The organism is Actinoplanes sp. TBRC 11911, from assembly GCF_012933445.1.
Taxonomy (GTDB): Bacteria; Actinomycetota; Actinomycetes; order Mycobacteriales; family Micromonosporaceae; genus Actinoplanes.
This window is the reverse complement of record NZ_JABBNC010000001.1, coordinates 375,877-397,720: the sequence shown is the minus strand read 5'-3', so window position 1 is coordinate 397,720 and position 21,844 is coordinate 375,877. Positions and strand designations below refer to the sequence as shown.

Here is a 21,844-nt window from a genome sequence, read left to right as displayed (position 1 = left end):
GACGTCGTCAACGTTGATGCGGTCTGTCATGTCGGCGGACGCTCGCGGGCGTGGCGCTGCGCTACCCGGCGCTGGACGTGTCCGCCTGGGGAAGAGGCAGGTCTCAGTAACGGAACGTCGTCACCAGGCCGCTGAGCTCGGTGGACAGTCTGGCCAGTTTGCCGGTGACCTGCTCGGACCGGATGGCACCGTCGCTGGTGACCCGGGCGGCGTCGGCGACCGTGGTGATGGTCTGCGCGATGCTGGACGTGCCTCCGGCTGCTTCCGCGACGCTGCGATTCATCTCGGCGGTGGTGGCGGTCTGTTCTTCCACGGCGGACGCGATCGTGGTCTGGAAGTCGCTGATCCGCGCGATGACCCGCGAGATCTCCTCGATCGCGGTGATCGCCCCGGTGGTGTCCGACTGGATGGTCTCCACTCGGCGCGAGATGTCCTCGGTGGCGCGGGCCGTCTCCTGCGCCAGGTCTTTCACCTCGGAGGCCACCACCGCGAAGCCTTTGCCGAGTTCGCCGGCGCGGGCCGCTTCGATGGTGGCGTTGAGCGCCAGCAGGTTCGTCTGCTCCGCGATCGCGGTGATCACCTTGATGACGTTGCCGATTTCCGCCGACGACTCGCCCAGCTTGCCCATGGTCTGCGAGGTGCTGGACGCCAGCTGTACCGCCTCGCCGGCCACCTGCGCGGCCTCGGTGGCGTTCTGCGAGATCTCCCGGATCGAGGCGCCCATCTGCTCGCTGCCGGCCGAGACGGTGCCGACGCTGCCGGAAATCTGGTCCGCGGCGGCCGACACACTCTGCGCCTGGGCCGTGGCCTGATCGGCGGACGTGGCCATCTGGGCGGAAACGCCGGTCATCTCCTCGGTGGCGCCCGCCAGCGAGGAGGCGGAGTCGTGGATGGTGGCGACCGTCTGCCGCAGCCGGGTCACGGCGGCGTCGAGCGCTTGACCCATCCGACCCGGTTCATCCCGGGACGCGAGACCGCTGGTCCGGGTGAGGTCACCGTCGGCGAGCGCGTCGCACACCGCCTTCACCCGGGTGAGTGACCGCACGATCGCGGTGGCCACCACCGTGCCCAGGACGAGGGCCAGCACCAAGCCGACGCTGAGCAGCGCGACCGACAGCATCCGCGACGACGAGGAACTCGCCTTGGCCGCGGTGGCGTTGCGGGCGGCGTCCGCCGACTCGGCCGCACTCAGTGCCTCGATCTCGTCGGTGAGTCTGGCGGTGACCGGGGCGATCTCCGACTCGTTGATCCTGGTCCAGCCGGTGTAGTCGTTGGCGGTGGCCGAGGCGGCTTGGCGCTCCTGGACGACCTGCTCGTAGGCCTGCCAGTCCTTGTCCAGCGCGGTCAGCACCGCCGGGTCGCCGGCGTACGTGCCATCGCGATAGCTGGCGATGGCCTCGTTGACGGCTTGCAGATCGGCCGCGTACGCCTTGTTGTATTTGTCGCTGGTCGCCTCGTCGGGAGCGATCGCCGCCGTGGCCAGATCGAGCCGGGCCTGCGTGACGGCCGCGCGAATCTGCCCGACCTGGGCCACGTTGACGACGTTGTTGTTGTAGATCGACTGCGCGGAGTTGGCGGCCTTGTTCAGCGCGAAGAGGGTAACCAGGCCGACGACGAGCGCCACGACAGCGGCGACACCGATCGCGGCAAGGATCTTGATCCGGACGCTCAGATCGCCCAGGAAACCGGTCACCACCTCACCGTACGAGCCGGATCGTGGACGGGACGGCGTTTACCGATCTTCGCGGGTCACCGGGTGAACGTCAGGTGGGTGACCCCGCTGGGCGAGGAGGTCGCCTCGACCCGGTAGTCCTTCTCGACACCTTCCAACCCCTCCCACAGCCGTACGCCCCGGCCCAGCACGATCGGGACCACCACGACATGCAGATGGTCGACGAGTCCGGCCGCCAGGAACTCCCGGATCACGGTAGGGCCGCCGCCGAGCCGGATGTCCCGGTCGCCGACCACCCCCAGGACCGTCTTCAGCGCCTCGGCCGGCGGCGCGTCGAGGAAGTGGAACGTCGTCCCGCCGTCCATCTCGATCGACGGCCGCGGGTGGTGGGTGAGCACAAAAACCGGCGTGTGGAACGGCGGATTAGGACCCCACGCGCCTTTCCAATCCGGGTCCTCGTGCCATCCCGGGTGACCGAATTTCCCGGCCCCCATGATCTCGGCGCCGATCCCGGACTCGAATTGCCGCGCGAACGAGTCGTCGATGCCGCCGCTGCCGCCGGAATCCCAATACCGGGTGGCGAACATCCATTCATGCAACCGGTCGCCGGCGTGACCGAAATGCAGATCGCGGCTCTGCCCTTCGCCGGTGCCGAAGCCGTCGAGCGAGATGGAGAAGTTCTGTACGCGAACGAGTGACATGGCCTCGATGCTCGCAGCCCCAAGTGATGACGTCCAATGCCAAATCCGCCCACATCTCATAGATAAACTTGATCCATGCTGAACCTGACGCAGCTCAAGGTGCTGGAGGCGGTCGCCCGCCACGGCTCGGTGACCGAGGCCGCGAGGGAACTGCGCTACTCCCAGCCGTCGGTCAGTCACCATCTCGGGCGGCTGGAGGCGGCCACCGGAGCCAGGCTCGTCCAGCGGGTGGGCCGCGGCATCCGGCTCACCCCCGAGGGCGAGCTGCTGGCGCAACGGGCGGCCGACTCTACCTGATCAGCGACCGTCCCGATCAGCGTCTCGAGGACCACCGCGACTCGGCCTGGGTGGGCGGCTGCGAACGCTGCCGGGCCGCCACGATCGCCGCCTGCGCGCAGGCCGGGTTCGCGCCCGGCATCGCGTACTCCTGCGACGACACCGTCATCACCCAGTCGCTGGTGGCCGCCGGGATGGGTGTCGCCATCGTCAACGGGCTGGCCTTGCGGGCGCACCGGGAGCCCGGCGTGCACGCCACCCGGCTGGACGGCAACGCCCGCCAGATCTACGCCGCCACCTACGGTGAGCCGCCGGACCCGCCCGCGACCACCGCGCTGATCGAGATCCTGACCTATCCGAGCTGATCGCGGCGGCGTACCAGGTAGGCGGTCTGGGCGGCGTTGCCCGGGAGCTCGATGGCGTGGTCGTAGGCCGCGCGCGACAACGAGCTGCGGCCCAGCCGGCGCAGCAGGTCGGCCCGCGTCGCGTGGTATTCGCGATAGACACCCAACCGGTCCTCGAGCCGGTCCACCGCCGCCAGCGCCACCGCCGGGCCGTCCAGCTCGGCGACCGCGACGGCCCGGTTCAGCGCGACGATCGGCGAGGCGTCGAGGCGTACGAGCTGGTCGTAAAGCGCGACCACCTGCGACCAGTCGGTGTCCCGGGCGTCGGGGGCCGAGGTGTGCACGGCGTTGATCGCGGCGAGGATCTGATAGCGGCCCGGGGGCACGCCGGACGCCAGGCGCTCACGCACCAGCCGGTGACCCTCGGTGATCAGCGCCGCGTCCCAGGAGCCGCGGTCCTGCTCGTCGAGGGTGACCAGTTCGCCGGTCGCCGACATCCGGGCGGTGCGGCGGGCCTCGATGAGCAGCATCAGCGCCAGCAGCCCGGCCACCTCACCGTCGCGCGGCATCAGCGTCCGGATCAGCCGGGTCAGCCGGATCGCTTCGGTGGTCAGGTCGACGCGTACCGGCTGGGTGTCCGGGCCGGTCGCCAGGTAGCCCTCGTTGAACACGAGGAAGAGCACGGCGAGGACGCCGTCGAGGCGTACCGGGAGATCCTCGGCCGACGGCACCCGATAGGGGATGCGAGCCGCCTTGATCTTGGATTTGGCGCGGGTGATCCGCTGGCCCATCGCGGCCTCCTGCACCAGGAAGGCGCGGGCGATCTCGGGCACGGTCAGACCGCCGAGCATACGGAGAGTGAGCGCGACCCGGGACTCCATCGCCAGCGCGGGGTGACAGCAGGTGAAGATCAGCCGGAGCCGCTCGTCGTCGATGACGCCGGGAGACGGCGGCGGATCGTCGTCCAGCCACATCCGCGCCTCCTTCTGCTTGTCGTCGCGCTTGCTCTCGCGCCGGATCCGGTCGATGGCCTTGCGGTTCGCCGTGGTGGTCAGCCAGGCGCCCGGGTTCGGCGGGACGCCGTCGGCGGGCCAGCGCTCGACGGCGGTCGCGAACGCCTCGGCGGCCGCCTCCTCGGCGATGTCGAGGTCACCGAAACGCCTGGTCAAGCTCGCGACCACCCGGGCCCACTCGCCCTGATGCGCCTGGGTGATCGCGGTCCGGACGTCGATCACAGGAACGGACGCACCTCGACCTTGCGGTTGCACGCCTTCGACCCGTCGGCGGCGAGCTTGAGGGCGGCGTCCAGGTCGGGGGCCTCGAAGACCCAGAAGCCGACGATATATTCCTTCGTCTCCACGAACGGCCCGTCGGTGACCAGGGCATTCGCACCCCGGTTGTCGACGACGGTGGCCGAGCCGGGCCCCGCGAGCCCGCCGGCGAAGACCCAGTTGCCCTCGGCGATGACCCGTTCGTTGAACACGTCGATCGCGGCCTGCTCGTCCTCGGTCGCGAGGTCGGACGACTCGTTGATCACGGAAATCAGGTACTGCATCGCGGATCATCTCCCTGCGGTCGCGGGCGCTCCTCGTGAGCGGCCCGTCACCTCTGCTACGAACGTCCCGCCCCGGATCCGACACACCTTTCCAGATTTCCCGGTACGCCGGTGCGAACGGCCGGCGGCGACCGGAACCACTCGGCCGTGCTCTGGCTCGGGTCCACGTCGCCTCCTACGCTGTGCTGGTGACCGATCTTGACGAGACCACCCTGCCGACCGATCTCATCGCCACGCACTACCTGACCAGCATCGACGAGGTGACCGAACACCTGCGGGCCGCTAATCAACTGGGCCTGGGCGTACGGGTGCGCAGCTATCTGGAGGCCGAGGAGGAGGGCGAGGGCCTGGTCGAGCACTGGGAGGTGGAGCTGCTCACCTCGTCCCCGGTCAGCGAGGAAGAGCCGGCGGAATAGCTCACCTCAACAATTCGAATAGCTCACTCACGTAAATCGCCGTAGCATTTCGCTTGCCATTTTGCATTTGATATTGGTGGGTGAGCGAAATGAATTTCACGGACAACAATTCGGGTATCAAATCGATGTCGACGTCGACGTTCGCGGCCACCGCGGACCACTTCGACGATCCGGCGTTGTCGTTCTGGGACAGGTTCGGCCGGGAGACCGTCGCCCGGCTCGGCCTGCACCAGGGCGACCACGTCTTCGACGGCTGCTGCGGCACCGGCGCCTCGGCGTTGCCCGCCGCTCAGGAGGTCGGCGCCACCGGCCAGGTACTGGGCTTCGACCTGGCCGAGCCGCCGCTCGAGCTGGCCCGGGCCAAGGCGCGGGCGCAGGGCCTGACCAACGCGGAGTTCCGGTTGGGCGACATCGAGCGCACCGGCCTGCCCGCCGAGTCGTTCGACGCCGTGGTCTGCGTCTTCGGGGTCTTCTTCGTGCCGGACATGGCCGCCGCGGTGGCCGAGCTCTGGCGCCTGCTCCGGCCCGGCGGCGTGCTCGCCCTCACGGTCTGGGGACCGGGCTGGCTCGAACCGGCCACCACCGACTTCTGGACCACGGTCGGCGCCGAACGCCCGGACCTGGTGAAGGGCTTCCACCCGTGGACCCGCGTCACGACCGCCGACGCCCTCGCCCGGCTCTACCGCGACGGCGGCGCGACCGCCCCGGTGGTCGAGGCCGAGCCGGGCACGCATCCGCTGCCCGACCCCGAGGACTGGTGGACCATCGTGCGCGGGATGGGCTACCGCGCGACGGTCGAGCAACTCGGCCCGGCGGCGGAAGCCCGGGTCAGGGATGCCAACGTGGCGGCGCTGCGCGAGGCGGGGGTCCGTCAGGTGCAGACGAACATCGTCTACGGGCGGGCCCGCAAACCCGCCCGATCGTGAAATGTTTCGCCCTCCCCGCGGTCCAGCCAGAGACGAAACGCCGGCGAGGGTCGGCCGCAGCGGGCCTACTCGCGGGCCGACCTGCCAACGGCTCGACCTGCACACGCCCCGACCTGCACACGGCCGGTCGTCCCATTATGTGGATGACACGGCCACATCGTGGATTTTTGTGAACCTTGGAGAGTTGCGCCCACATACGAGCCATAACTCTCCAAGGTTCACATCCGGCCTGGAAAACTCGCTGGACTAATACGGCATTATCCGACAAAATTGTGCTCCACAATGGATGCGGATCCCATACTGCGGACGCGGAGTCCAGCAAGCGGTCACCAGTCTCAGCACCTGGCCGCGCGTCCCACATAATGGAAGCGCCACCCGCCACCCGCCACCCGCCACCCGCCACCCGCCACCCGCTGAACCACTGGCCCGGCCGATCACACTTTCCTCGGAAATATCGGATATGCGGGCGAGGCAGGCGGCAGCGCACGACGTCCCCAGCAACTGTCCCGACCGCGTGACCCACCAACTGCGCCGACCGCGTGACCTACCAACGGCGAAAATGCGCGGGCCCGGCTGGGCGGTGCTGTGGAAGGTGCCATGTGATTGCGGCGCAGAGTCGTGAGCACGCGGCCGAGATCGTCGCCGCGGCGGTTGCGCTGGCCGGCATCGTCGCGGCCGCTTTGGCGCCGGCAAAGACCTTGCCCGTACGCCTGGAACTGGCGAACCGGTGAACGCGACGCCCGCACAGCGATGCGTGCTCGGCCTGAGTTCCCTGGCGTCGTTCATCGTGGTGCTCGACATGCCGGTCGCGCTGGGGCGCGAGGGGTGCGGAAGCTACCGCGATGGCGGCTCGCGCCGAAGGGAGACCATCCGCCGGCAGAGCGGCGCCGGCCGGCAGGCAGCCGGCCGGCGCCGCGGCGATCAGTGCTTCAGTGCCTTGAAGAACGGCGCGCCGTTCGGCGTACCGGTGCCGGTCTCGGTGTCGTACCCCTTACGGGAGTGGATCGTCGAGGCCTGCGTGTCGATGGTCTCCAGCCGGAACTGCAGCCCACCGCTCGCGTCGAACGTGTTGATGAAGTCGGTGCGCACCTGCGTCACCGGCTTGGCCGGCGCCTTGATGTCGTCCAGCGCGGACGACGACAGCAACTTGTAGTAGAACGGGTTCACGAAGCCCAGCTTGTGGTGCGCGTTCTGGGACGCGACGGCGATGACGCCGGCCAGCAACGGCGAGGACAGGCTGGTGCCGCCGATCCGGTACTGGTCCCAGTGCGTGCCCTCGGGGAAGACCTGGGTCTGCCCGACCTGGAAGCCGGTGTTCGGGTCGCCGACCATCGCGATGTCCGGGACCGTGCGCATGGCCTGGCCGCCGAAGTACTTCGAGTCCGCGGCCGCGACCTTGCCCTTCTGGTAGAAGGGCTGCGGGAAGATGAAGCTGGTGCCGCCGCCACCGCCGGAGGCGTAGACCGGGTCGGCCCAGCCGCCCTTGCCGTCCAGCGCGGAGTAGGCGCCCTGCCAGCCGTACTCGAACTGGCGCTCGCCGTTCTTGCCGATGCCGATGCTGGTGCCGCCCACGCCGGTCACGTACGGCAGGTCGGCCGGGAAGTCCACCGTCTTGCCCGCCAGGTCGGTGCCGCCGGCCGTCTGGTCCCCGGCGTCGCCGCTGGAGAAGTTGACGGTGATGCCGGTCAGCGCCGCCTCCAGCGAGAACTGGCTGTAGAACTTGACGGTGTCCGCGCCGATCACGTTGATGTCGTCGTTGTCGTTGCCCCACGAGTTCGACACGACATCGGCGCGGTGGTAGTCGATGGTCTCGGCCCAGGCGGTGTCCAGGCCCGCGTTGCAGTCGGTCGCGCCGACGTAGACGATGTTCGCCCCCGGCGCCATCGCGTGCACGGCCTCGACGTCCAGGCTCTCCTCGCCGTACCAGCCCTGCGGGTCGCACTGGTCGAGCTGGTCGTAGCCGTTCGCGGCGGGCTTGACCTCGCGGTACTGACCCGGGCGGAAGGCCGGCTGGTGGTGCACCCGGTTGTACTGCTGCGCGTCCGCGGCCATGGTCGGCGAGGCGTAGGCGTCGGTGATGGCCACCGTCACGCCCCGGCCGTCCACCCCACTACGGAGCAAAGAGCTTTCCCCGTACGCCGTCTGGAGTTGCTGCGGCCCGTAACCGCACACGTCGTACGACTGGGTCTTGCCCTGGAAAGCGGGTTGGTCCTTCGCCGCGTTCTGGCCGAAGTAGGCAGAACACGGCTGACCCGGCCGGAACCCGGTCGCGGGACCCGGTTCCACGTCGGCCGGGCGGTGCAACTGGGCGCCCTGGTCGATGCCGAGCACACCGGCGACCGAAGCGACGACCGAGTCGGTGGTGCCGCCCGGGAAGGACAGCGCGCCGGCGTTCGCGTGCACCGTCTTGCTCTGGTAGGAGTATTCGTTGACGGTGGTGCCGAAGACCTTGTCGATTTGTGCGGTCGTGCCGCTCGCCTCGACGTACATGCCGCTGGGTAGGGTCTTCTCGACCCGGAACCCGTTGGCCTTGAGCCAGTTCTGGACCTCGGCGACGTCGGACGCCTTGGGGCCGAACCGGCTGCGGAACTCGCCGTCGGACAACCACTTACCGTAGTCGCGGCTGTCCGGATCGGAGACTCGCTGTAGCGTGGCGACGGCGTCGTCACTGTTGCGCATGTTCAGAAGTAACCCGAACGTGATGCGGTCGTTGCTCGGCGTGGCTCCGAGGCTTTTGGCCTGGGACAACCACTTCGGCGCGCTGTTCGCGATCGCGTGCCGGCCGGGCGAGGGGGTCGGCGCGGCCGACGCCGGTGCTGCCGCTGCCGTGACCACGAGGGCCGCGGCTCCGGCTATGGCACCGATGGCGACGCGCCTGTGCACGGTGAAACCACCCATGCGGCATCTCCAAAATGGTACGAGGGATAAACGGGGGCACGGTCAGAGAACTCGCGCCGACACACCGTGGTCAAGATCTTGAAATATTGATCTCATCCATACCGCAGCCATTGACATATTCGCCTATTAGGGGGTGGTGTTCATTACATCGATATTTAGAAAACCATCTCCGAAAGCGGTAGCGTGTCCGATATGGATGATGCGAAGCGGGGGATCGACACGTCGGTGCCGCATCCGGCCCGGCGGTACAACTACTGGCTGGGCGGCAAGGACAACTTCGCCGCCGACCGCGAATCGGGCGACGAGTTCGCGCGGCGCTTTCCCGGCGTCCGCATCGGGGTCCGCGCCAACCGCGCGTTCCTGCAGCGCACCGTGCGGTTCCTGGCCGCCGAGCGGGGGATCCGGCAGTTCCTCGACATCGGCACCGGCTTACCCACCGCCGACAACACGCACGAGGTGGCGCAACGCGTCGCGCCCGAGTCCCGGGTGGTGTATGTCGACAACGACCCGCTGGTGATGACGCACGCGCGGGCGTTGCTCGACAGCACGCCGCAAGGGCGTACGGCCTATTTAGAAGCCGATCTCCGTAACCCCGGCGACATTCTGCGGGAGGCGGCCGAGACGCTCGATTTCGGCCGGCCGATCGCCGTGCTGCTGGTGGCCGTCCTGCATTTCATTCCCGGTACGGGTGCCGCCCGGCCACTCGTCCGTGAGCTGCTCGACGCGATGCCGTCCGGGAGCTATCTTTCGGCGACCCACGGCACGCTGGAGTTCTCGCCGCCGGAGTACCGTAAGGCCCACGAGGAGCTACGCGCGGCCGGGCGCTCGGATGCGTGGCTGCGCGGCTCGGACGAGTTCGGTGCGGTGTTCGACGGGCTCGAGCTGGAGGAACCGGGCCTGGTGCCGGTGACCGAGTGGCGGCCCGACACCGACGGGCCGCTGCCGGACCGCAAGGACGTCGCGATCATCGGAGCCGTCGGTAAGAAGCCCTGATCAGCGGGTCAGCCACCACGGCACCCGCTCACGCGGCAGATCGGGGCCTTCCTCGCCGACGATGGACCCGATCCGCCGCACCGTGCCGGGCCGCCGGTTCCGCAGCACGGCCACCACGATGATGCCGATCATCAGCCAGATGTGCGCGAGGTAGGGCGTCAGGTTGATCGGATAGACCGGCGACGGATAGACCGATCCGTAGAGGGCGGCACAGAAGATGGCGACACCGATCACCGGGATGACCGCGTGCAGGAACAGGTTGTAGCGCGGGCGGGTCCGGCGGAAGAAGATCACGCTGCCCACGCAGAGGCCGATGAAGACCATCACGATGCAGAGCGTGCCGAGCGTCGCGAAGAAGTAGTAGACGGTGGTGGGCTGCCCGCCGAGGTTGTCCGACCCGAGGCCGAACCCGACGGCGGCGGCGAGAACGGTGGCCACCGCGGCCAGCGACACCGACGCGTTGGCCGGCGTCCTGGACCGCGAGTTGATCCGCCCCAGCCAGGCGGGCAGCGCCCCCTCGCGGCTCATGGCGTGCAGCGTCCGGGTGCCCGCGGTCATGCATCCCACGCAGAGGAAGAACGCCGACAGCACGCCGCCGACCTCGACGAGCGTGCCGAAGCCGTGGCCCAGATATTCGTCCGCGATCGTCTTCAACGCGAACGGGTCGGCGCCGAAGACGGTGCCCGCCGACACCCCGAAGCCGATCGTGAGCGTGTACGCGGTCCACAGGTACAGGACGATCGCGAACAGCACGGACACGATCACCGCGGTGGGGACCGAGCGGCGCGGCATCGACGTCTCCTCGCCGAAATCGGCGGCGGTCTCGAATCCGAGGAACGACGAGACGGCCAGGATGATCCCGTAGAAGACGCCGGAGAACCCGCCGCGGTTGGTGTGCGCGAACGTGAACGGCTGCAGCGTGTTCCCGTGTGCGCCGCCTTTTGCCGTCACCGCGATATTCACGATGAGAATGATGATCACGACGGCGGTCCCGACGACCAGCAGAAGGCGGGTCGCTATCCGGATGCGGGCGACCGACAGTGCCACCAATAACGCCATTCCGGCCACGAAGAGCGGGAACCACCAATGCGTCGAAAGATGCAGCAGATCGGTGAGCAGGAAGGCCGCGGCCGCCATCGCCATCGGTATCGCGCAGAGCATGCAGAATCCGTAGAGCCAGCCCGCCACGAAGCCCGCCGACTTGCCCAGCGTGCGGCTCACGTAGGTATAGGCGTAACCGGCCGTCGCCATGCGCCGGGTGAATCCGACGACGACGAAAGCGAGCGCCAGACAGGCGGCACCGCCGATGAGAAAGGCCAGCGGAGTGGAACCGCCGGCCACCGCCGCGATCCCGGGAAGGTTCAGCAGCATCGTCATGCCGGGTGCGATGAGGGTCACCGAGACGGCGATGACATCGAGCGTGGAAAGCACCCCGTGGGCCAGTCGCGGATCCCCGTTCGGAATTTCCCGATCCGCGGATTCGGGGGCGCCGTCACCGTCCCCGGGCAGGGAACGAAGGGCCATGCTGTCCACGATTCGCACTTCCATTCGCGCGGGGGGTTCGCTACTGGTGCCGTATCAGGCAAACGCACGCACGGGTAGCAAGTTCACCATTCGTGAACTGGGTTACTTCGCGGAATAGCTAGGCGCGGCGGGTCGTACCGAAGCGGCGCTGGTAGGCCGACGGGCTCATCGACAGCTTCTTCGCGAACACCCGCCGCATACTCTCGTAGTTGGGGAATCCGGCCCGGACCGCCGCCTGCGTGGCGGTGTGGCCCTGGTCGAGCAGCGCGCGAGCCATCTCGAACCGGATGCTCTCCACATACCGGGCGGGTGCGGTGGACAGCTCGTCATGGAAGATCCGGGTGAGGTGCCGGGTGCTGACGTTCAGGTGCTTCGCCAGCTCGCCGAGCGAGTAGTTGCCGCCGGGGTTCGCGGTCACCAGGTCGGTGATCGTCCGCAACGCCGGCGAGCGGGGCGGCGGGCCCTGCAGCGGCGCCGAGAACTGGGACTGACCACCCGCACGCTGCATGTACACGACCAGGTGCCGGGCCACGTCGCGGGCCACGTCGGCACCCAGGTCCTCCTCGACCAGCGCCAGCGCCAGGTCGATGCCGGCGGTGACCCCGGCCGAGGTGTACGTGCTGCCGTCCTTCACGTAGATCGCGTCCTTGTCGACCTGAACCGTCGGGCACCGGGCCGCCAGCACGTGGGTGACCTTCCAGTGGGTCGTCGCGCGCTTGCCGTCGAGCAGTCCGGCGGCGCCGAGCACGAAGGCCCCCGTGCAGATCGACGCGACCCGCCGGGCGGCCGCGACCGGCACCCGGGTGGCGTCCGCCAGATCCCACGGGACCGGGTTGCGCGGGAAGAGGTCCGAGCCGGCCACCAGGAACGTGTCGGCCGGCGGCGTGTCCGTGACCGAGCCGTCGACGGCGATCTTGACGCCGAGGTTCGACACGACGTCGCCACCGGTCGGCGACACCAGCACGATCTTGTAGTGGGCGCCGAACCGGTTCGCCTCCTGGAAGACCTCGGCGGGCCCGGCGACGTCCAGCAGCGTGACGCCGTCGTACACCAGGATCGCGACGCGGGTTTCCTCCTGCCCCTTACCGGAACTCTGAGCCACAGCCCATTGGTAGCACACCGTAGTCCGGATCCGAGGAGTTCGTGGCCGGACCAAGGCGGTCGCGGAGGCCTCCCGATCGCCAGCATGGAACCATCGCCCCGATCCCGGAAGACGCAGAGGTCATGTCACAGATCACCATGGAGACGCCGCCGACCCGCCGCCGGTTGGGCCGAGGCTCCTCCTTCGCTCTGCTCGTGGTCGCCAACGTGCTGATGATGGCGGCCGCCAGCGCACCGTCGCCGATCTACCCGCTGTATCTGCAACGCTGGGGCTTCTCGGTCACGATGTTGACGGTGATCTTCGCGGTCTACGTCGCCGGCCTGCTCGGCGCCCTGCTGACCGTCGGCTCGTTGAGCGACCACCTGGGCCGGCGCCCGCTGCTGATCGTCTCGCTGCTGGTGGCGGCGGGCAGCACCACGATCTTCTGGACCGCCGGCGGCGTGACGTCGCTGCTGATCGCGCGGGTGGTGCAGGGCATCGCCACCGGGATGGCGACCGGTGCGCTCGCGGCCGGCCTGGTCGAGTTCGCCCCGCGGGAACGACCGCATCTGGGCCCGGCCATGACCGCCGTCGCCACCAGCTTCGGCCTGGCGCTCGGCGCCGGCGTGGTCGGGCTCATCGTGCAGGTGACCAGCCATCCCGACGCGTACGTCTTCCCCGTTCTGACCGCGGCGTTCGTGGTCCTCGCGGCCCTGGTCCTGACCATCCCGGAGACCAGCGCGCGGCGGGCCGGCGGCCTGGCCTCGGTGCGGCCCAAGATCCGGATCCCGCGCGAGACCCGCTCGGAGTTCGTCGCCTCGATCCCGGCCATCGTCGCGGGCTGGTCGGTCGCCGGGCTGTTCCTCGCCCTCACCCCGTCGCTGGTGGGCAACGTCCTGCACGTGCGGTTCGGCGCCGCGGGCGGGCTCACCATCGCGCTGCTGTTCATCGCGAACAGCGCGGGCGGTCTCTGGGCGATCCGGCACGCGCCGCGGATCGCGATCCTGCTGGGCGCGAGTCTGCTCACCCTGGGTGCGATCGGCTTGGCCCTTTCCCTCCTGTACGCCTCCCCGGCCGTCTTCATCGCCGGAACGGTGGTCTCCGGAGTGGCCGTGGGCCTGACGTTCAACGGGACGCTGCGCAGCATCAGCGCGGCCACCACGGCGAAGTCGCGCTCGGAGGTGTTCTCCGCGGCGTACGTGATCAGCTACGCGGCGATGAGCCTGCCCGCGCTCGGCGCCGGCGTGGTCGCGCCGTCCTGGGGACTGGCGACCACCGGCTACGTGTACATCGCGTTCGTCGTCGTGCTGGCGGTGACCGCCGCGACTCACGCCGCCCGCATGCACGCCCGGCGGCGCACCGCCCTGCGCGTCGGGGCGCCCGCACCGACCGCCGGCTGACCCGCCGGCCGGGAAGGAACCACCCTTGCATGCCATCACCGTGCGCGACCGGGACGCCGGAATCGTCGGACTCACCCGCACCGAGATGCCGCACCCCCGCGCCGATCTGAACGACGTCATCGTGCAGGTCCACGCCGCCGGGTTCACCCGCGGTGAGCTCGAGTGGTCCACCACCTGGACCGACCGCGCCGGCCGCGACCGCACCCCCAGCATTCCCGGTCACGAGTTGTCCGGTGTCGTCATCGAGCTCGGCTACGGAACCACCGGACTCACTGTCGGCCAGCGCGTGTTCGGACTGACCGACTGGACCCGGGACGGGTCGCTGGCCGAATACACGGCGGTCGAGGCCCGCAACCTCGCACCGCTGCCCGCCGACGTCGGCCACACGTTCGCCGCGGCCCTGCCCGTCTCCGGGCTGACCGCGTGGCAGGGCCTTTTCGAACACGGCCGGCTCACGGCCGGGCAGAGCGTGCTGATCCACGGCGCCGCCGGCGGGGTCGGCTCGATCGCCGTGCAGCTCGCGCGCCAGGCCGGGGCGTACGTGATCGGCACCGGCCGGGCCGCCGACCGGGACACCGCCCGCGGCCTCGGCGTGCACGCCTTCGTGGATCTGGCCGCCGACGACCTGGACGGCATCGGCGAGGTCGACCTGGTCCTCGACGTCATCGGCGGCGACATCCTGGCGAAATCGACCGAACTGGTCCGCCCGGGCGGCACGGTCGTCACCGTCGCCGGGCCGCCGGCGGTCCAGCCCCGCGACGGGCGGGCCATCTTCTTCGTCGTCGAGCCCGACCGGGCCCGCCTCGCCGACCTGGCCGAGCGCATGCGCACCGGGCGGCTGCGGCCTCTCGTCGGCCGCGTGCTCCCGCTCGCCGAGGCCGACGCCGGTTTCGCGCGTCACCCCCGCATCACCGGGCGGACGATCATCCGGGTCACGAAGGACTGAGCATGGCAACGGTGCTGGCATACCAGACCCCCGCTATGGGTCACCTGTTTCCCACCAGCGTGCTACTGACCGAACTGCGCGAGCGCGGGCACCGGATCGCGCTGCGGACGCTTCGCACGGGCGTACGGCTGGGCCGGGAATGGGGGTTTGCGGTCGAGGCTGTCGATCCGCGCATCGAGGCGATGCCGTTGGACGACGCCGACGCGACCGGGCCCGAAGACGCTCTGCGGCGGGCGTTCGCCACCTTCGGGCGGCGGGCCGAGATCGAGGTGGACGATCTGCGCACGGCGATCGACGAGGTCGCCGCGGACGTGCTCATCATCGACGCGAACTGCTGGGGCGCGGCGGCGGCGGCGGAGGCCAGTGGGTTGCCGTGGCTGTCGTTCTGGGCCTATCTGCCGTACCTGCGGTCGACGGCGGCACCGCCGTACGGGCCGGGACTCAAACCGTTGCCGGGACTGCTGGGCCGGATCCGGGACGCGCGGATGCGGCCGAAGCTGAGCCGGGTCTTCAACGACGCGATGCTCACTCCGCTGAACCGGGTGCGCGCGCGGGTCGGCGTACCGCCGCTGAGCTCGGCCGACGACTACGTGCTGCGGCCACCGCTGAAGCTCGTCACCACCGCCGAACCGTTCGAGTACGCGCATCCGGACTGGGACGACTCGATCCAGCTCATCGGCCCGCTGTCGTTCGACCCGGCGCCCGAGCGGGTGCCCGGCTGGCTGGCCGCCGTCGACCGGCCGATCGTGCTGGTGTCGACGTCCTCGGAGTTCCAGGGCGACACCGACGTGGCGCTCGCCGCACTCACCGCGCTGGCAGGCGAGCCGGTCCACGTCGTGGCCACGTTTCCGGGCGGTGTGCCCGCCGGAATCACCGTGCCGGCGAACGCCACCGTCCTCGAGTTCGCGCCGCACGGCATGGTGCTGGACCGCGCGGCGTGCGCCATCACCCACGGCGGCATGGGCACCACCCAGAAGGCTCTCCTGCGCGGCGTCCCGGTGTGCGTGGCGCCGCAGGGCCGCGACCAGTTCGAGGTGGCCCGGCGCGTCGAGGTGGCGGGCTGCGGCACCCGGCTGCGGCCCGGCGATCTCACCCCGCACCGGCTCCGGGAGAAGGTCCGGCGGACGATGGCGATGACCGAGGGCGCGCGCCGGGTCGCCGCCGGGTTCGCCCGGAGCGGCGGCGCCCCGCGCGGCGCCGACCTGATCGAAGGACTACTGCGCTGAGCGGCTCATGTCACGAGTCGAGCTGATGGGCGGCCGGCGTCCGGATCGGGGCGAAATTCGACTGCATGTAGCTGGTGTACGGCGGTGCGGGCCGGCTGGCCTCGTCCAGTTCGGCCAGGTCCTGGGCGGTGAGGGTGAGCTGGCCGGCGGTGAGGTTCTCGGTGAGCTGATCCGGGGTGCGGGCGCCGAGGGTGACGCTGGTGACGGCGGGCTGGGCGAGCAGCCAGGCGATCGCGACCCGGGCCGAGGTGGTGGCGTGCCGCTCGGCGACGGTCCGCAGCACGTCGACCACCCGGACGGCCTTCTGCTCGTCGACGCGGAGCTGGAGTGTCGAGCCGATCCGGCCGCGGCGGGAGTCGGGCACCGGGCCGTTGCTGAACTTGCCGGTGAGCAGGCCGTCGGCGAGCGGTTTGGTGACGGTCAGCCCGAGGCCGGCGTCCACGCCCATCGGGATGAGCTCGTGCTCGGCGTCGCGGGTGACCAGCGAATAGGCCGTCTGGCCGACCACGAACCTGGCCCGGTCGTGCAGCGCCGACAGGCCCAGCCCCTTGCTGATCTGCCAGGCGGCGAGGTTGGCGGCGCCGAGGTAGCGGACCTTGCCCTGGCGTACGACGTCGTCCAGGACGCCCAGGGTTTCCTCCAGCGGCGTCAGCGGGTCCCAGTTGTGGACGTAGTACACGTCGAGGTAGTCGGTGCGCAGCCGGCGCAGGCTTTCCTCGAGTGCGCGCATGATGTGCAGCCGGGTCAGTCCGTGGTCGTTGACTCCGGGCCCGAGCGGCGCGATCACCTTGCTGGCGATCAGGACGTCCGCGCGGCGCTGCCGGATCACCCGGCCGAGCAGTTCCTCGCTCTCGCCGTTCGCGTACGCGTCGGCCGTGTCGATAAGGTTGACACCGGCGTCGAGCGCGGCCCCGACAAACCGGTCCGCCTCGTCGGGGCCGAGCGCGCCCATCGCCCCGTAGACGGGGTGTCCCCGCCCGCCGAAGGTCATGGTTCCGAGGGACAGCTCCGAGACCCAGACACCGGTGCGCCCGAGCAAGCGATATTTCATGACAGCTAGTACGCGGGGGAGTGCCCGCGATTCATGGCTGCGTCCGGGATCACCGTCAGTGACCGGCCGCGGATCAGCACCGTTCCTGTCAGAAGCCCTGCGGAGCGTGGCCGAGATACGTCAGATCCCATCCCGCGTCGCCGGTGTACTTGTCGATCAGGCGGCCGGACTCGTAGTGCTCGACCGTCAGGACGCCGGCGAAGCGGAGGTAGGCGCCGTCGAAGCCGGTCAGGCGGGACGCGGCGCGTCTCGGCCAGGGCAGCTCCTTGGCCAGCCAGGTGCGGGTCAGGTCGCGCTCTCGTTCGAACATCACGACATAACGGGTTTCTCCGTCTACAAAGGTGTATCGGAGGATGTTGGCCACCGGCTTGCCGGTCTTCGAGTCGGTGAACACATAGCGGCGCTCGAAGGTCATCTTCGCCGTGCCGCCGCCGATGATCCGCCCCTGGAACGCCAGCATGAGAAGCGGAAGCTCGGTGCGGCCATGCTTTTCGGTGCTGGTGATGACCGAGGCGACGACCGCGTACGGCCCGGCCTGTCCCCGGGCGCGATACCAGTCGTTGACGACCCTTTTCAGGCTGACGTTGCCCCAATGATGGTCGTGATAGCCGGTGCCGGTGGTCTCGTGCCGTGCGCCGTCGATGACGTAGTGCCCGCGCACCGTTCCGCGCGGCACCGCGGCCAGCCAATTGAACTCGAGGTCACGTTTCTCGCCGAAGAGCACGTGCCCGGTTTCCGGACGCCACGCGGGCACGTTCGCGGTCAGCGTGAAATCAACGCTCACCCGCCCGGCGGTCGCCTGGATCCGATACTCCCGCAGGTCTTTGCCGGCAAAACGATGAGGACCCAGCCGTACGTCCGTACGCCCGCGCGCCGCCGACCACGCCGCCGCCGGAAAGGTGACCGCCGTACCGGAACGCGTCCCGTCGGCGAGTTCCAGATTGACCCACAGTTGCGGCGCCAGTGCCATGAACACCACCACGACCTTCGCACCGTCGGCCAGGTGCGCGTCGAAATACCAGCACTCGTACGCCCCGGAATCGTCGCTCATCCGGGCACCGTCCTCCCATTCCCGTACGGCGTGCGGGTCCAGGTCGAAACGCGCGAAGTCATTGCTCAGCTCGGCCGGCATAGAACGAAGGTCCCCTTTCCGAGACGTTGAACCGCGACCCGCCCCGATCGTCTTTAGCTGCGACTCGTCGCAAGTGGCGACGGATGACGGGAAAGGTTTCTGATGCTGAATTCGCAAGCGGCCGAACTGTTGACGATGCTCGCCGGCGCGCCACCGTTGGCCAGCACGCCGATCGAGGCGCGTCGTCAAGCGGCGACGCGTGCGGTGAGCTTGACCGGTGACGTGACCGAACTCGCCGCGGTCGACGACGTGCTGGTCGATACGGTGCCGGTTCGCGTTTACCGGCCGAGCGTTTCGCCGGGTCTGCCGGTGGTGGCGTTCGCGCACGGCGGCGGCTGGTCGATCGGCAATCTCGACACACACGACCGAATGGCACGTGACCTGGCCGCCCGCTCCGGTGCGGTGGTTGTCGCGATCGATTTCCGGCTGGCGCCCGAGCATCCTTTTCCGGCCGGGCTCGACGACTGCGTGGGCGTGCTCCGGCGGCTGCTGCAGGACGGGGCCGGCTTGGCGGTGGATCCGGCGCGGGTAGCGGTCTGCGGCGAGAGCAGCGGCGCGAACTTGCTGGCGGCGGCGTGCCAGTCGCTACGGGGCACGGGCATCGTGCACCAGGTCCTGATCTACCCGGTGCTCGACCTTGCCGGGGTGGGCGCCACGGAAAGCTACCGCGCGTTCGGCGAGAGCGGGTATTTCCATTCCACCGAGGACATCGCGCACATCGTCCGCGACTACGCCGGCACCGCGGACGTACGGGACCCGCGCCTCTCGCCGGCGCGCGCGGCCGATCTGTCGGGACTGCCGCCGGCGACGATTCTCACCGCCGAGCTCGACCCGGTGCGGGACGAGGCCGAGGCGTACGCGGGAAGGCTCGGTGATGCCGGAGTGCCGGTCGAGCTGCGCCGGTTCGACGGGCAGATTCATGCCTTTGTCTCCTTTGCCGGGGTGCTGGAGGATGGGGTTCGGGGGCGTGCCTGGATCGCGGACCGGATCCGTCAGGCCCTCTTCTGATCGGGGCCCCGGCAATTCCTCGCCCGAATTCCGGCCGCCAGACTAATGCGCGTTCGAGGCCGGTATAGCGACTCGTGTTCCGATTCACGAAGCCATTGACTAACCGCGGCAAGCCTGAACCTATTGGAGTGCGTCTCTGTTGGGGGACCGTTGTAGCTGCTAAGTTCCCGCGGTGAAGATTTATCTGTCCACCGACATGGAGGGTACGGCGGGCATCGTCGACTGGCAGCAGTGCGTCGGCGACGGGCCGGACGCCGCGGCCGGGCGCGAGCTGCTCCTCGCCACGCGCTGGTGGCGGCGCATCAGACCAGCGTCCTGCTGACGCGGGGAATCGCGCTGGAAAGGTGAGGCGGTACGCTGTCGGCGGCACGAACTGTCAGCGAGGTGCCCCGCCGATGGCGGGGAGAATCGGGAAGCCGGTGTGAATCCGGCACGGGCCCGCCGCGGTGACCGGGGAGCCGCCGTCCAGGCACGCCACTGGCCGTAAGGCTGGGAAGGCGGACGGTCGGGCAACGATCCGGGAGTCCGAAGACCGGCCTCGCGTCTGGTCGCCCCTTTCCGGAGGGGCGCGAGCGCAGCGGGAGCCTGCCCATGATCAACCAGCTGTACGACGTGATCCATCGCCGCCGGGACGTGCGCGGCCAATTCACCGGCGCGCCCATTGCGGCCGACGTCCTGGAGCGGGTGCTGGCCGCCGCCCACGCCGCGCCCAGCGTCGGACTGTCCCAGCCGTGGGACTTCATCCTGATCGAGGACGACGGTGTGCGCGATACGTTCTACCAGCATGTACGCGGCGAGCGAGACGTCTTCGCCGCCACTCTCGAGGGGCCGGACGCTGAGCGGTTCAGCCGGATAAAAATCGATGGCGTACGGGAATCCAGCTTGTCGGTTGTGGTGACCTATGACCCGGACCGGGGGAGTCCGGCGGTGCTGGGGCGGCACGCGATCGCCGACGCCGGTCTCTATTCGGTGTGCCTCGCGATCCAGAACCTGTGGCTGGCCGCGACCGCCGAGCAACTCGGTGTCGGATGGGTGTCGTTCTACCGCGAGCCGTTCGTGCGGGAGCTGCTCGGTATCCCCTCGCACGTGCGGCCGGTGGCCTGGCTCTGCCTCGGTCCGGTCACGCACCTCGAGTCGCGGCCCGACCTGGAACGGCACGGCTGGCGGCAACGTCGCCCCTGGCAGGAAGCGGTACATCAAGGACGTTGGCTGGGGGCTTGACATAGTTGGTACTACGAACCATTCTGAAGTGGTTCGTAGTACCAACCTATTTCGCTTCGGGAGGCTTGCATGTACGCCGCCGTCGTCACCTCGTTCGACACCCCGCCCCGCTACCAGGAGCATCCGGAGCCCGTCGCCCGCGGCCGGGACGAGATGGTCGTGGACGTCCTGGCCACCGCGCTGCACCCGCGCGTCCGGTCGCAGGCGGACGGGTCGCACTACACCAGCACCGACGAGTTACCCCTGGTGCCCGGCATCGACGCCGTGGTCCGCGACCCGAAGGGCCGGATCCGCTACACCGTCCTCGACGACACCACCCTCGGCGCGATGGCCGAGCGCACCGTGATCGAGGCGGACCGCAGCGTGGTGCTGCCCGCCGGGATCGACCCGGTGCAGGTGGCGGCCGCGATGAACCCGGTGATGTCGTCGTGGATGGCGCTGCGCCGGCGCATCGACTTCGCCCGCCGGCAGCGGGTGCTGATCCTGGGCGCGACCGGCAACGCCGGCCGGATGGCGGTGCAGGTCGCCCGGCGGTTCGGCGCCGGCCAGGTGATCGCGGCCGGCCGTGACAGCGCGCGTTTGGCCCGGTTGGCCGCGGACAGCACGTGCACGTTCGACGAACTGGCGAAGGCGGCCGACGTGGACGTGGTGCTCGACTACGTCTGGGGCGAGCCGGCCGCCCGCGCGATGACCGACGTGCTGACCGCCCGCGCCGACCGGGGCAAGCAGTTGACCTGGATCCAGATCGGCTCGGTCGCGGGCCCCACGGCCGCGGTCCCGTCGGCGGCGCTGCGCTCGGCCCGCTTCCAGATCGTCGGCAGCGGCATCGGCTCGGTCCCCGGCCGCGATTTCCTCAAGGAGCTGCCGAAGATGGCCGCGGCGGTCGCCGAGGGGGCGTTCGACGTGCGCGCCCGAGCCGTGCCGCTGGCGCAGGTGGCGGAGGCCTGGCCCGCGACGGCCGGCACAGCGGACCGCATCGTGTTCGTGCCGTGAGCCCCGCCGCCGGCCTCCTGGAAGAACGCTACGGCAGCGGCGGGCCCAGCATGGTTTCCAAATGCGCCTGGAGCTGGCGGCGCTCGGCCGGTCGCAGCGTCTCGACCATGGGCGCCAGCAGCTCGACGACACGCCGGTAGACCGGCCCGACAAGCTCCTCACCCGCAGGCGTGAGGAACACGTCCACCGCACGGCCGTCCGTCTCGCTCGGCGCCCGGCCCAGCAGCCCGCGTTTCTCGGCCCGATCGACCAGCCCCGTCATGGTCGACTTCTCCAGGCCGAGGTAGTCCGCGAGGGCGGTCATCCGCAGCCGCCGGTCCCGCAGGATGCCCATGACCCGCAGCTGCGTCAGCGACAGGTCATTCTCAGCGCCGACCCGATTCAACACCGCCATGACGCTGAACGCAGTCTGCGCGAGCGCGTCGATCAGCCGGGCGTCGACGTCCGATCTCTCCACGAGCATCGACCCTACACACAATTA

23 protein-coding genes and 1 riboswitch are annotated in these 21,844 nt (G+C 69.7%); of the genes, 13 read left to right on the top strand and 10 right to left on the bottom strand.

Going from position 1 to position 21,844, the window contains the following annotated elements; translation table 11 throughout:
* Positions 1 to 103: 103 nt before the first annotated feature.
* Together HH310_RS01755 and HH310_RS01750 are read right to left on the bottom strand one after the other, a co-directional pair.
* On the bottom strand, positions 104 to 1,693 hold the full coding sequence (locus HH310_RS01755) for a methyl-accepting chemotaxis protein (RefSeq protein ID WP_169173572.1): 1,590 nt from the start codon (positions 1,691 to 1,693) through the stop codon (positions 104 to 106).
* A gap of 56 nt (positions 1,694 to 1,749) precedes the next feature.
* The gene (locus HH310_RS01750) at positions 1,750 to 2,373 is read right to left on the bottom strand and encodes a dihydrofolate reductase family protein (protein WP_169173571.1); all 624 of its coding nucleotides are present in this window, start codon (positions 2,371 to 2,373) and stop codon (positions 1,750 to 1,752) included.
* A 75-nt stretch (positions 2,374 to 2,448) separates the two neighbouring features.
* Here HH310_RS01750 and HH310_RS43480 point away from each other — a divergent pair, with 75 nt between their 5' ends.
* Positions 2,449 to 2,670 carry a LysR family transcriptional regulator gene (locus HH310_RS43480; RefSeq protein ID WP_248293554.1) on the top strand — a complete coding sequence of 74 codons (222 nt, stop codon included), beginning with the start codon at positions 2,449 to 2,451 and terminating at the stop codon, positions 2,668 to 2,670.
* A 50-nt stretch (positions 2,671 to 2,720) separates the two neighbouring features.
* On the top strand, positions 2,721 to 3,014 hold the full coding sequence (locus tag HH310_RS43475) for a LysR substrate-binding domain-containing protein (protein ID WP_312033752.1): 294 nt from the start codon (positions 2,721 to 2,723) through the stop codon (positions 3,012 to 3,014).
* Here HH310_RS43475 and HH310_RS01740 read toward each other — a convergent pair.
* Entirely contained in the window at positions 3,002 to 4,228 is a 1,227-nt protein-coding gene (locus HH310_RS01740) for an RNA polymerase sigma factor (RefSeq protein ID WP_169173570.1), read from the bottom strand. The two genes, HH310_RS43475 and HH310_RS01740, sit on opposite strands and share 13 nt — an antisense overlap.
* Positions 4,225 to 4,548 (bottom strand): YciI family protein, encoded by a 324-nt coding sequence (locus HH310_RS43470; protein ID WP_169173569.1) that lies wholly within the window; start codon positions 4,546 to 4,548, stop codon positions 4,225 to 4,227. Before HH310_RS43470 ends, HH310_RS01740 begins: the two co-directional genes overlap by 4 nt.
* Before the next feature lie 188 nt (positions 4,549 to 4,736).
* Between HH310_RS43470 and HH310_RS01730 the strand changes: the two genes are divergently transcribed.
* The 3 genes from HH310_RS01730 to HH310_RS44645 all read left to right on the top strand — a co-directional run bounded on the left by HH310_RS01730 (position 4,737) and on the right by HH310_RS44645 (position 6,621).
* The gene (locus HH310_RS01730; RefSeq protein ID WP_169173568.1) at positions 4,737 to 4,964 is read left to right on the top strand and encodes a hypothetical protein; all 228 of its coding nucleotides are present in this window, start codon (positions 4,737 to 4,739) and stop codon (positions 4,962 to 4,964) included.
* 89 nt (positions 4,965 to 5,053) lie between these two features.
* Positions 5,054 to 5,890 carry a class I SAM-dependent methyltransferase gene (locus HH310_RS01725; protein WP_169173567.1) on the top strand — a complete coding sequence of 279 codons (837 nt, stop codon included), beginning with the start codon at positions 5,054 to 5,056 and terminating at the stop codon, positions 5,888 to 5,890.
* A gap of 599 nt (positions 5,891 to 6,489) precedes the next feature.
* Entirely contained in the window at positions 6,490 to 6,621 is a 132-nt protein-coding gene (locus HH310_RS44645; RefSeq protein ID WP_282438363.1) for a hypothetical protein, read from the top strand.
* Between the two features lie 190 nt (positions 6,622 to 6,811).
* Here the strand turns inward: HH310_RS44645 and HH310_RS01720 are convergent, their stop codons facing one another.
* On the bottom strand, positions 6,812 to 8,773 hold the full coding sequence (locus tag HH310_RS01720) for a S53 family peptidase (protein ID WP_312033750.1): 1,962 nt from the start codon (positions 8,771 to 8,773) through the stop codon (positions 6,812 to 6,814).
* Positions 8,774 to 8,980: 207 nt separating this feature from the next.
* Here HH310_RS01720 and HH310_RS01715 point away from each other — a divergent pair, with 207 nt between their 5' ends.
* Positions 8,981 to 9,781, top strand: coding sequence for an SAM-dependent methyltransferase (locus HH310_RS01715; protein WP_169173565.1), 801 nt, complete (start codon positions 8,981 to 8,983; stop codon positions 9,779 to 9,781).
* Here the strand turns inward: HH310_RS01715 and HH310_RS01710 are convergent, their stop codons facing one another.
* Positions 9,782 to 11,305 carry an APC family permease gene (locus HH310_RS01710; protein ID WP_169173564.1) on the bottom strand — a complete coding sequence of 508 codons (1,524 nt, stop codon included), beginning with the start codon at positions 11,303 to 11,305 and terminating at the stop codon, positions 9,782 to 9,784.
* 118 nt (positions 11,306 to 11,423) lie between these two features.
* Positions 11,424 to 12,407: a GlxA family transcriptional regulator gene (locus tag HH310_RS01705; RefSeq protein ID WP_169173563.1), complete on the bottom strand. Its 984-nt coding sequence runs from the start codon at positions 12,405 to 12,407 to the stop codon at positions 11,424 to 11,426.
* A gap of 122 nt (positions 12,408 to 12,529) precedes the next feature.
* On the opposite strand from HH310_RS01705, the gene HH310_RS01700 reads away from it, so the two are divergent.
* Genes HH310_RS01700 through HH310_RS01690 form a run of 3 tightly spaced genes read left to right on the top strand, consistent with a single transcriptional unit; the run spans position 12,530 to position 15,958 of the window.
* Positions 12,530 to 13,786 (top strand): MFS transporter, encoded by a 1,257-nt coding sequence (locus tag HH310_RS01700; RefSeq protein ID WP_169173562.1) that lies wholly within the window; start codon positions 12,530 to 12,532, stop codon positions 13,784 to 13,786.
* Positions 13,787 to 13,811: 25 nt separating this feature from the next.
* Positions 13,812 to 14,732, top strand: coding sequence for an NADP-dependent oxidoreductase (locus HH310_RS01695; protein ID WP_169173561.1), 921 nt, complete (start codon positions 13,812 to 13,814; stop codon positions 14,730 to 14,732).
* Between the two features lie 2 nt (positions 14,733 to 14,734).
* Positions 14,735 to 15,958, top strand: coding sequence for a nucleotide disphospho-sugar-binding domain-containing protein (locus tag HH310_RS01690; RefSeq protein WP_169173560.1), 1,224 nt, complete (start codon positions 14,735 to 14,737; stop codon positions 15,956 to 15,958).
* A gap of 10 nt (positions 15,959 to 15,968) precedes the next feature.
* Here the strand turns inward: HH310_RS01690 and HH310_RS01685 are convergent, their stop codons facing one another.
* Both HH310_RS01685 and HH310_RS01680 read right to left on the bottom strand, forming a co-directional pair.
* On the bottom strand, positions 15,969 to 17,009 hold the full coding sequence (locus HH310_RS01685; protein ID WP_169173559.1) for an aldo/keto reductase: 1,041 nt from the start codon (positions 17,007 to 17,009) through the stop codon (positions 15,969 to 15,971).
* Between the two features lie 88 nt (positions 17,010 to 17,097).
* Complete coding sequence (locus HH310_RS01680) at positions 17,098 to 18,141, bottom strand: hydroxyneurosporene dehydrogenase (RefSeq protein WP_169173558.1); 1,044 nt, start codon at positions 18,139 to 18,141, stop codon at positions 17,098 to 17,100.
* A 102-nt stretch (positions 18,142 to 18,243) separates the two neighbouring features.
* On the opposite strand from HH310_RS01680, the gene HH310_RS01675 reads away from it, so the two are divergent.
* From HH310_RS01675 to HH310_RS01660, 4 genes are all read left to right on the top strand, one after another.
* Complete coding sequence (locus HH310_RS01675; RefSeq protein WP_169173557.1) at positions 18,244 to 19,149, top strand: alpha/beta hydrolase; 906 nt, start codon at positions 18,244 to 18,246, stop codon at positions 19,147 to 19,149.
* A 172-nt stretch (positions 19,150 to 19,321) separates the two neighbouring features.
* Positions 19,322 to 19,471: a M55 family metallopeptidase gene (locus HH310_RS01670; protein ID WP_169173556.1), complete on the top strand. Its 150-nt coding sequence runs from the start codon at positions 19,322 to 19,324 to the stop codon at positions 19,469 to 19,471.
* A gap of 43 nt (positions 19,472 to 19,514) precedes the next feature.
* A riboswitch (cobalamin riboswitch) is annotated at positions 19,515 to 19,705 on the top strand.
* A gap of 35 nt (positions 19,706 to 19,740) precedes the next feature.
* Positions 19,741 to 20,370 (top strand): 5,6-dimethylbenzimidazole synthase, encoded by a 630-nt coding sequence (bluB, locus tag HH310_RS01665; protein WP_169173555.1) that lies wholly within the window; start codon positions 19,741 to 19,743, stop codon positions 20,368 to 20,370.
* Between the two features lie 69 nt (positions 20,371 to 20,439).
* Entirely contained in the window at positions 20,440 to 21,363 is a 924-nt protein-coding gene (locus tag HH310_RS01660) for a zinc-binding alcohol dehydrogenase family protein (protein WP_169173554.1), read from the top strand.
* Between the two features lie 28 nt (positions 21,364 to 21,391).
* Here the strand turns inward: HH310_RS01660 and HH310_RS01655 are convergent, their stop codons facing one another.
* The gene (locus tag HH310_RS01655) at positions 21,392 to 21,820 is read right to left on the bottom strand and encodes a MarR family transcriptional regulator (protein ID WP_312033749.1); all 429 of its coding nucleotides are present in this window, start codon (positions 21,818 to 21,820) and stop codon (positions 21,392 to 21,394) included.
* Positions 21,821 to 21,844 lie beyond the last annotated feature (24 nt).

Coding starts and splice junctions, on each gene's coding strand:
- HH310_RS01715 (WP_169173565.1), top strand. CDS start 8,981: ATGGATGATGCGAAGCGGGGGATCGACACGTCGGTGCCGCATCCGGCC.
- HH310_RS01685 (WP_169173559.1), bottom strand. CDS start 17,009: ATGAAATATCGCTTGCTCGGGCGCACCGGTGTCTGGGTCTCGGAGCTG.
- HH310_RS01725 (WP_169173567.1), top strand. CDS start 5,054: ATGAATTTCACGGACAACAATTCGGGTATCAAATCGATGTCGACGTCG.
- HH310_RS01675 (WP_169173557.1), top strand. CDS start 18,244: ATGCTGAATTCGCAAGCGGCCGAACTGTTGACGATGCTCGCCGGCGCG.
- HH310_RS43470 (WP_169173569.1), bottom strand. CDS start 4,548: ATGCAGTACCTGATTTCCGTGATCAACGAGTCGTCCGACCTCGCGACC.
- HH310_RS01750 (WP_169173571.1), bottom strand. CDS start 2,373: ATGTCACTCGTTCGCGTACAGAACTTCTCCATCTCGCTCGACGGCTTC.
- HH310_RS01700 (WP_169173562.1), top strand. CDS start 12,530: ATGTCACAGATCACCATGGAGACGCCGCCGACCCGCCGCCGGTTGGGC.
- HH310_RS01710 (WP_169173564.1), bottom strand. CDS start 11,305: ATGGCCCTTCGTTCCCTGCCCGGGGACGGTGACGGCGCCCCCGAATCC.
- HH310_RS01660 (WP_169173554.1), top strand. CDS start 20,440: ATGTACGCCGCCGTCGTCACCTCGTTCGACACCCCGCCCCGCTACCAG.
- bluB (WP_169173555.1), top strand. CDS start 19,741: ATGATCAACCAGCTGTACGACGTGATCCATCGCCGCCGGGACGTGCGC.
- HH310_RS01680 (WP_169173558.1), bottom strand. CDS start 18,141: ATGCCGGCCGAGCTGAGCAATGACTTCGCGCGTTTCGACCTGGACCCG.
- HH310_RS01690 (WP_169173560.1), top strand. CDS start 14,735: ATGGCAACGGTGCTGGCATACCAGACCCCCGCTATGGGTCACCTGTTT.
- HH310_RS43480 (WP_248293554.1), top strand. CDS start 2,449: ATGCTGAACCTGACGCAGCTCAAGGTGCTGGAGGCGGTCGCCCGCCAC.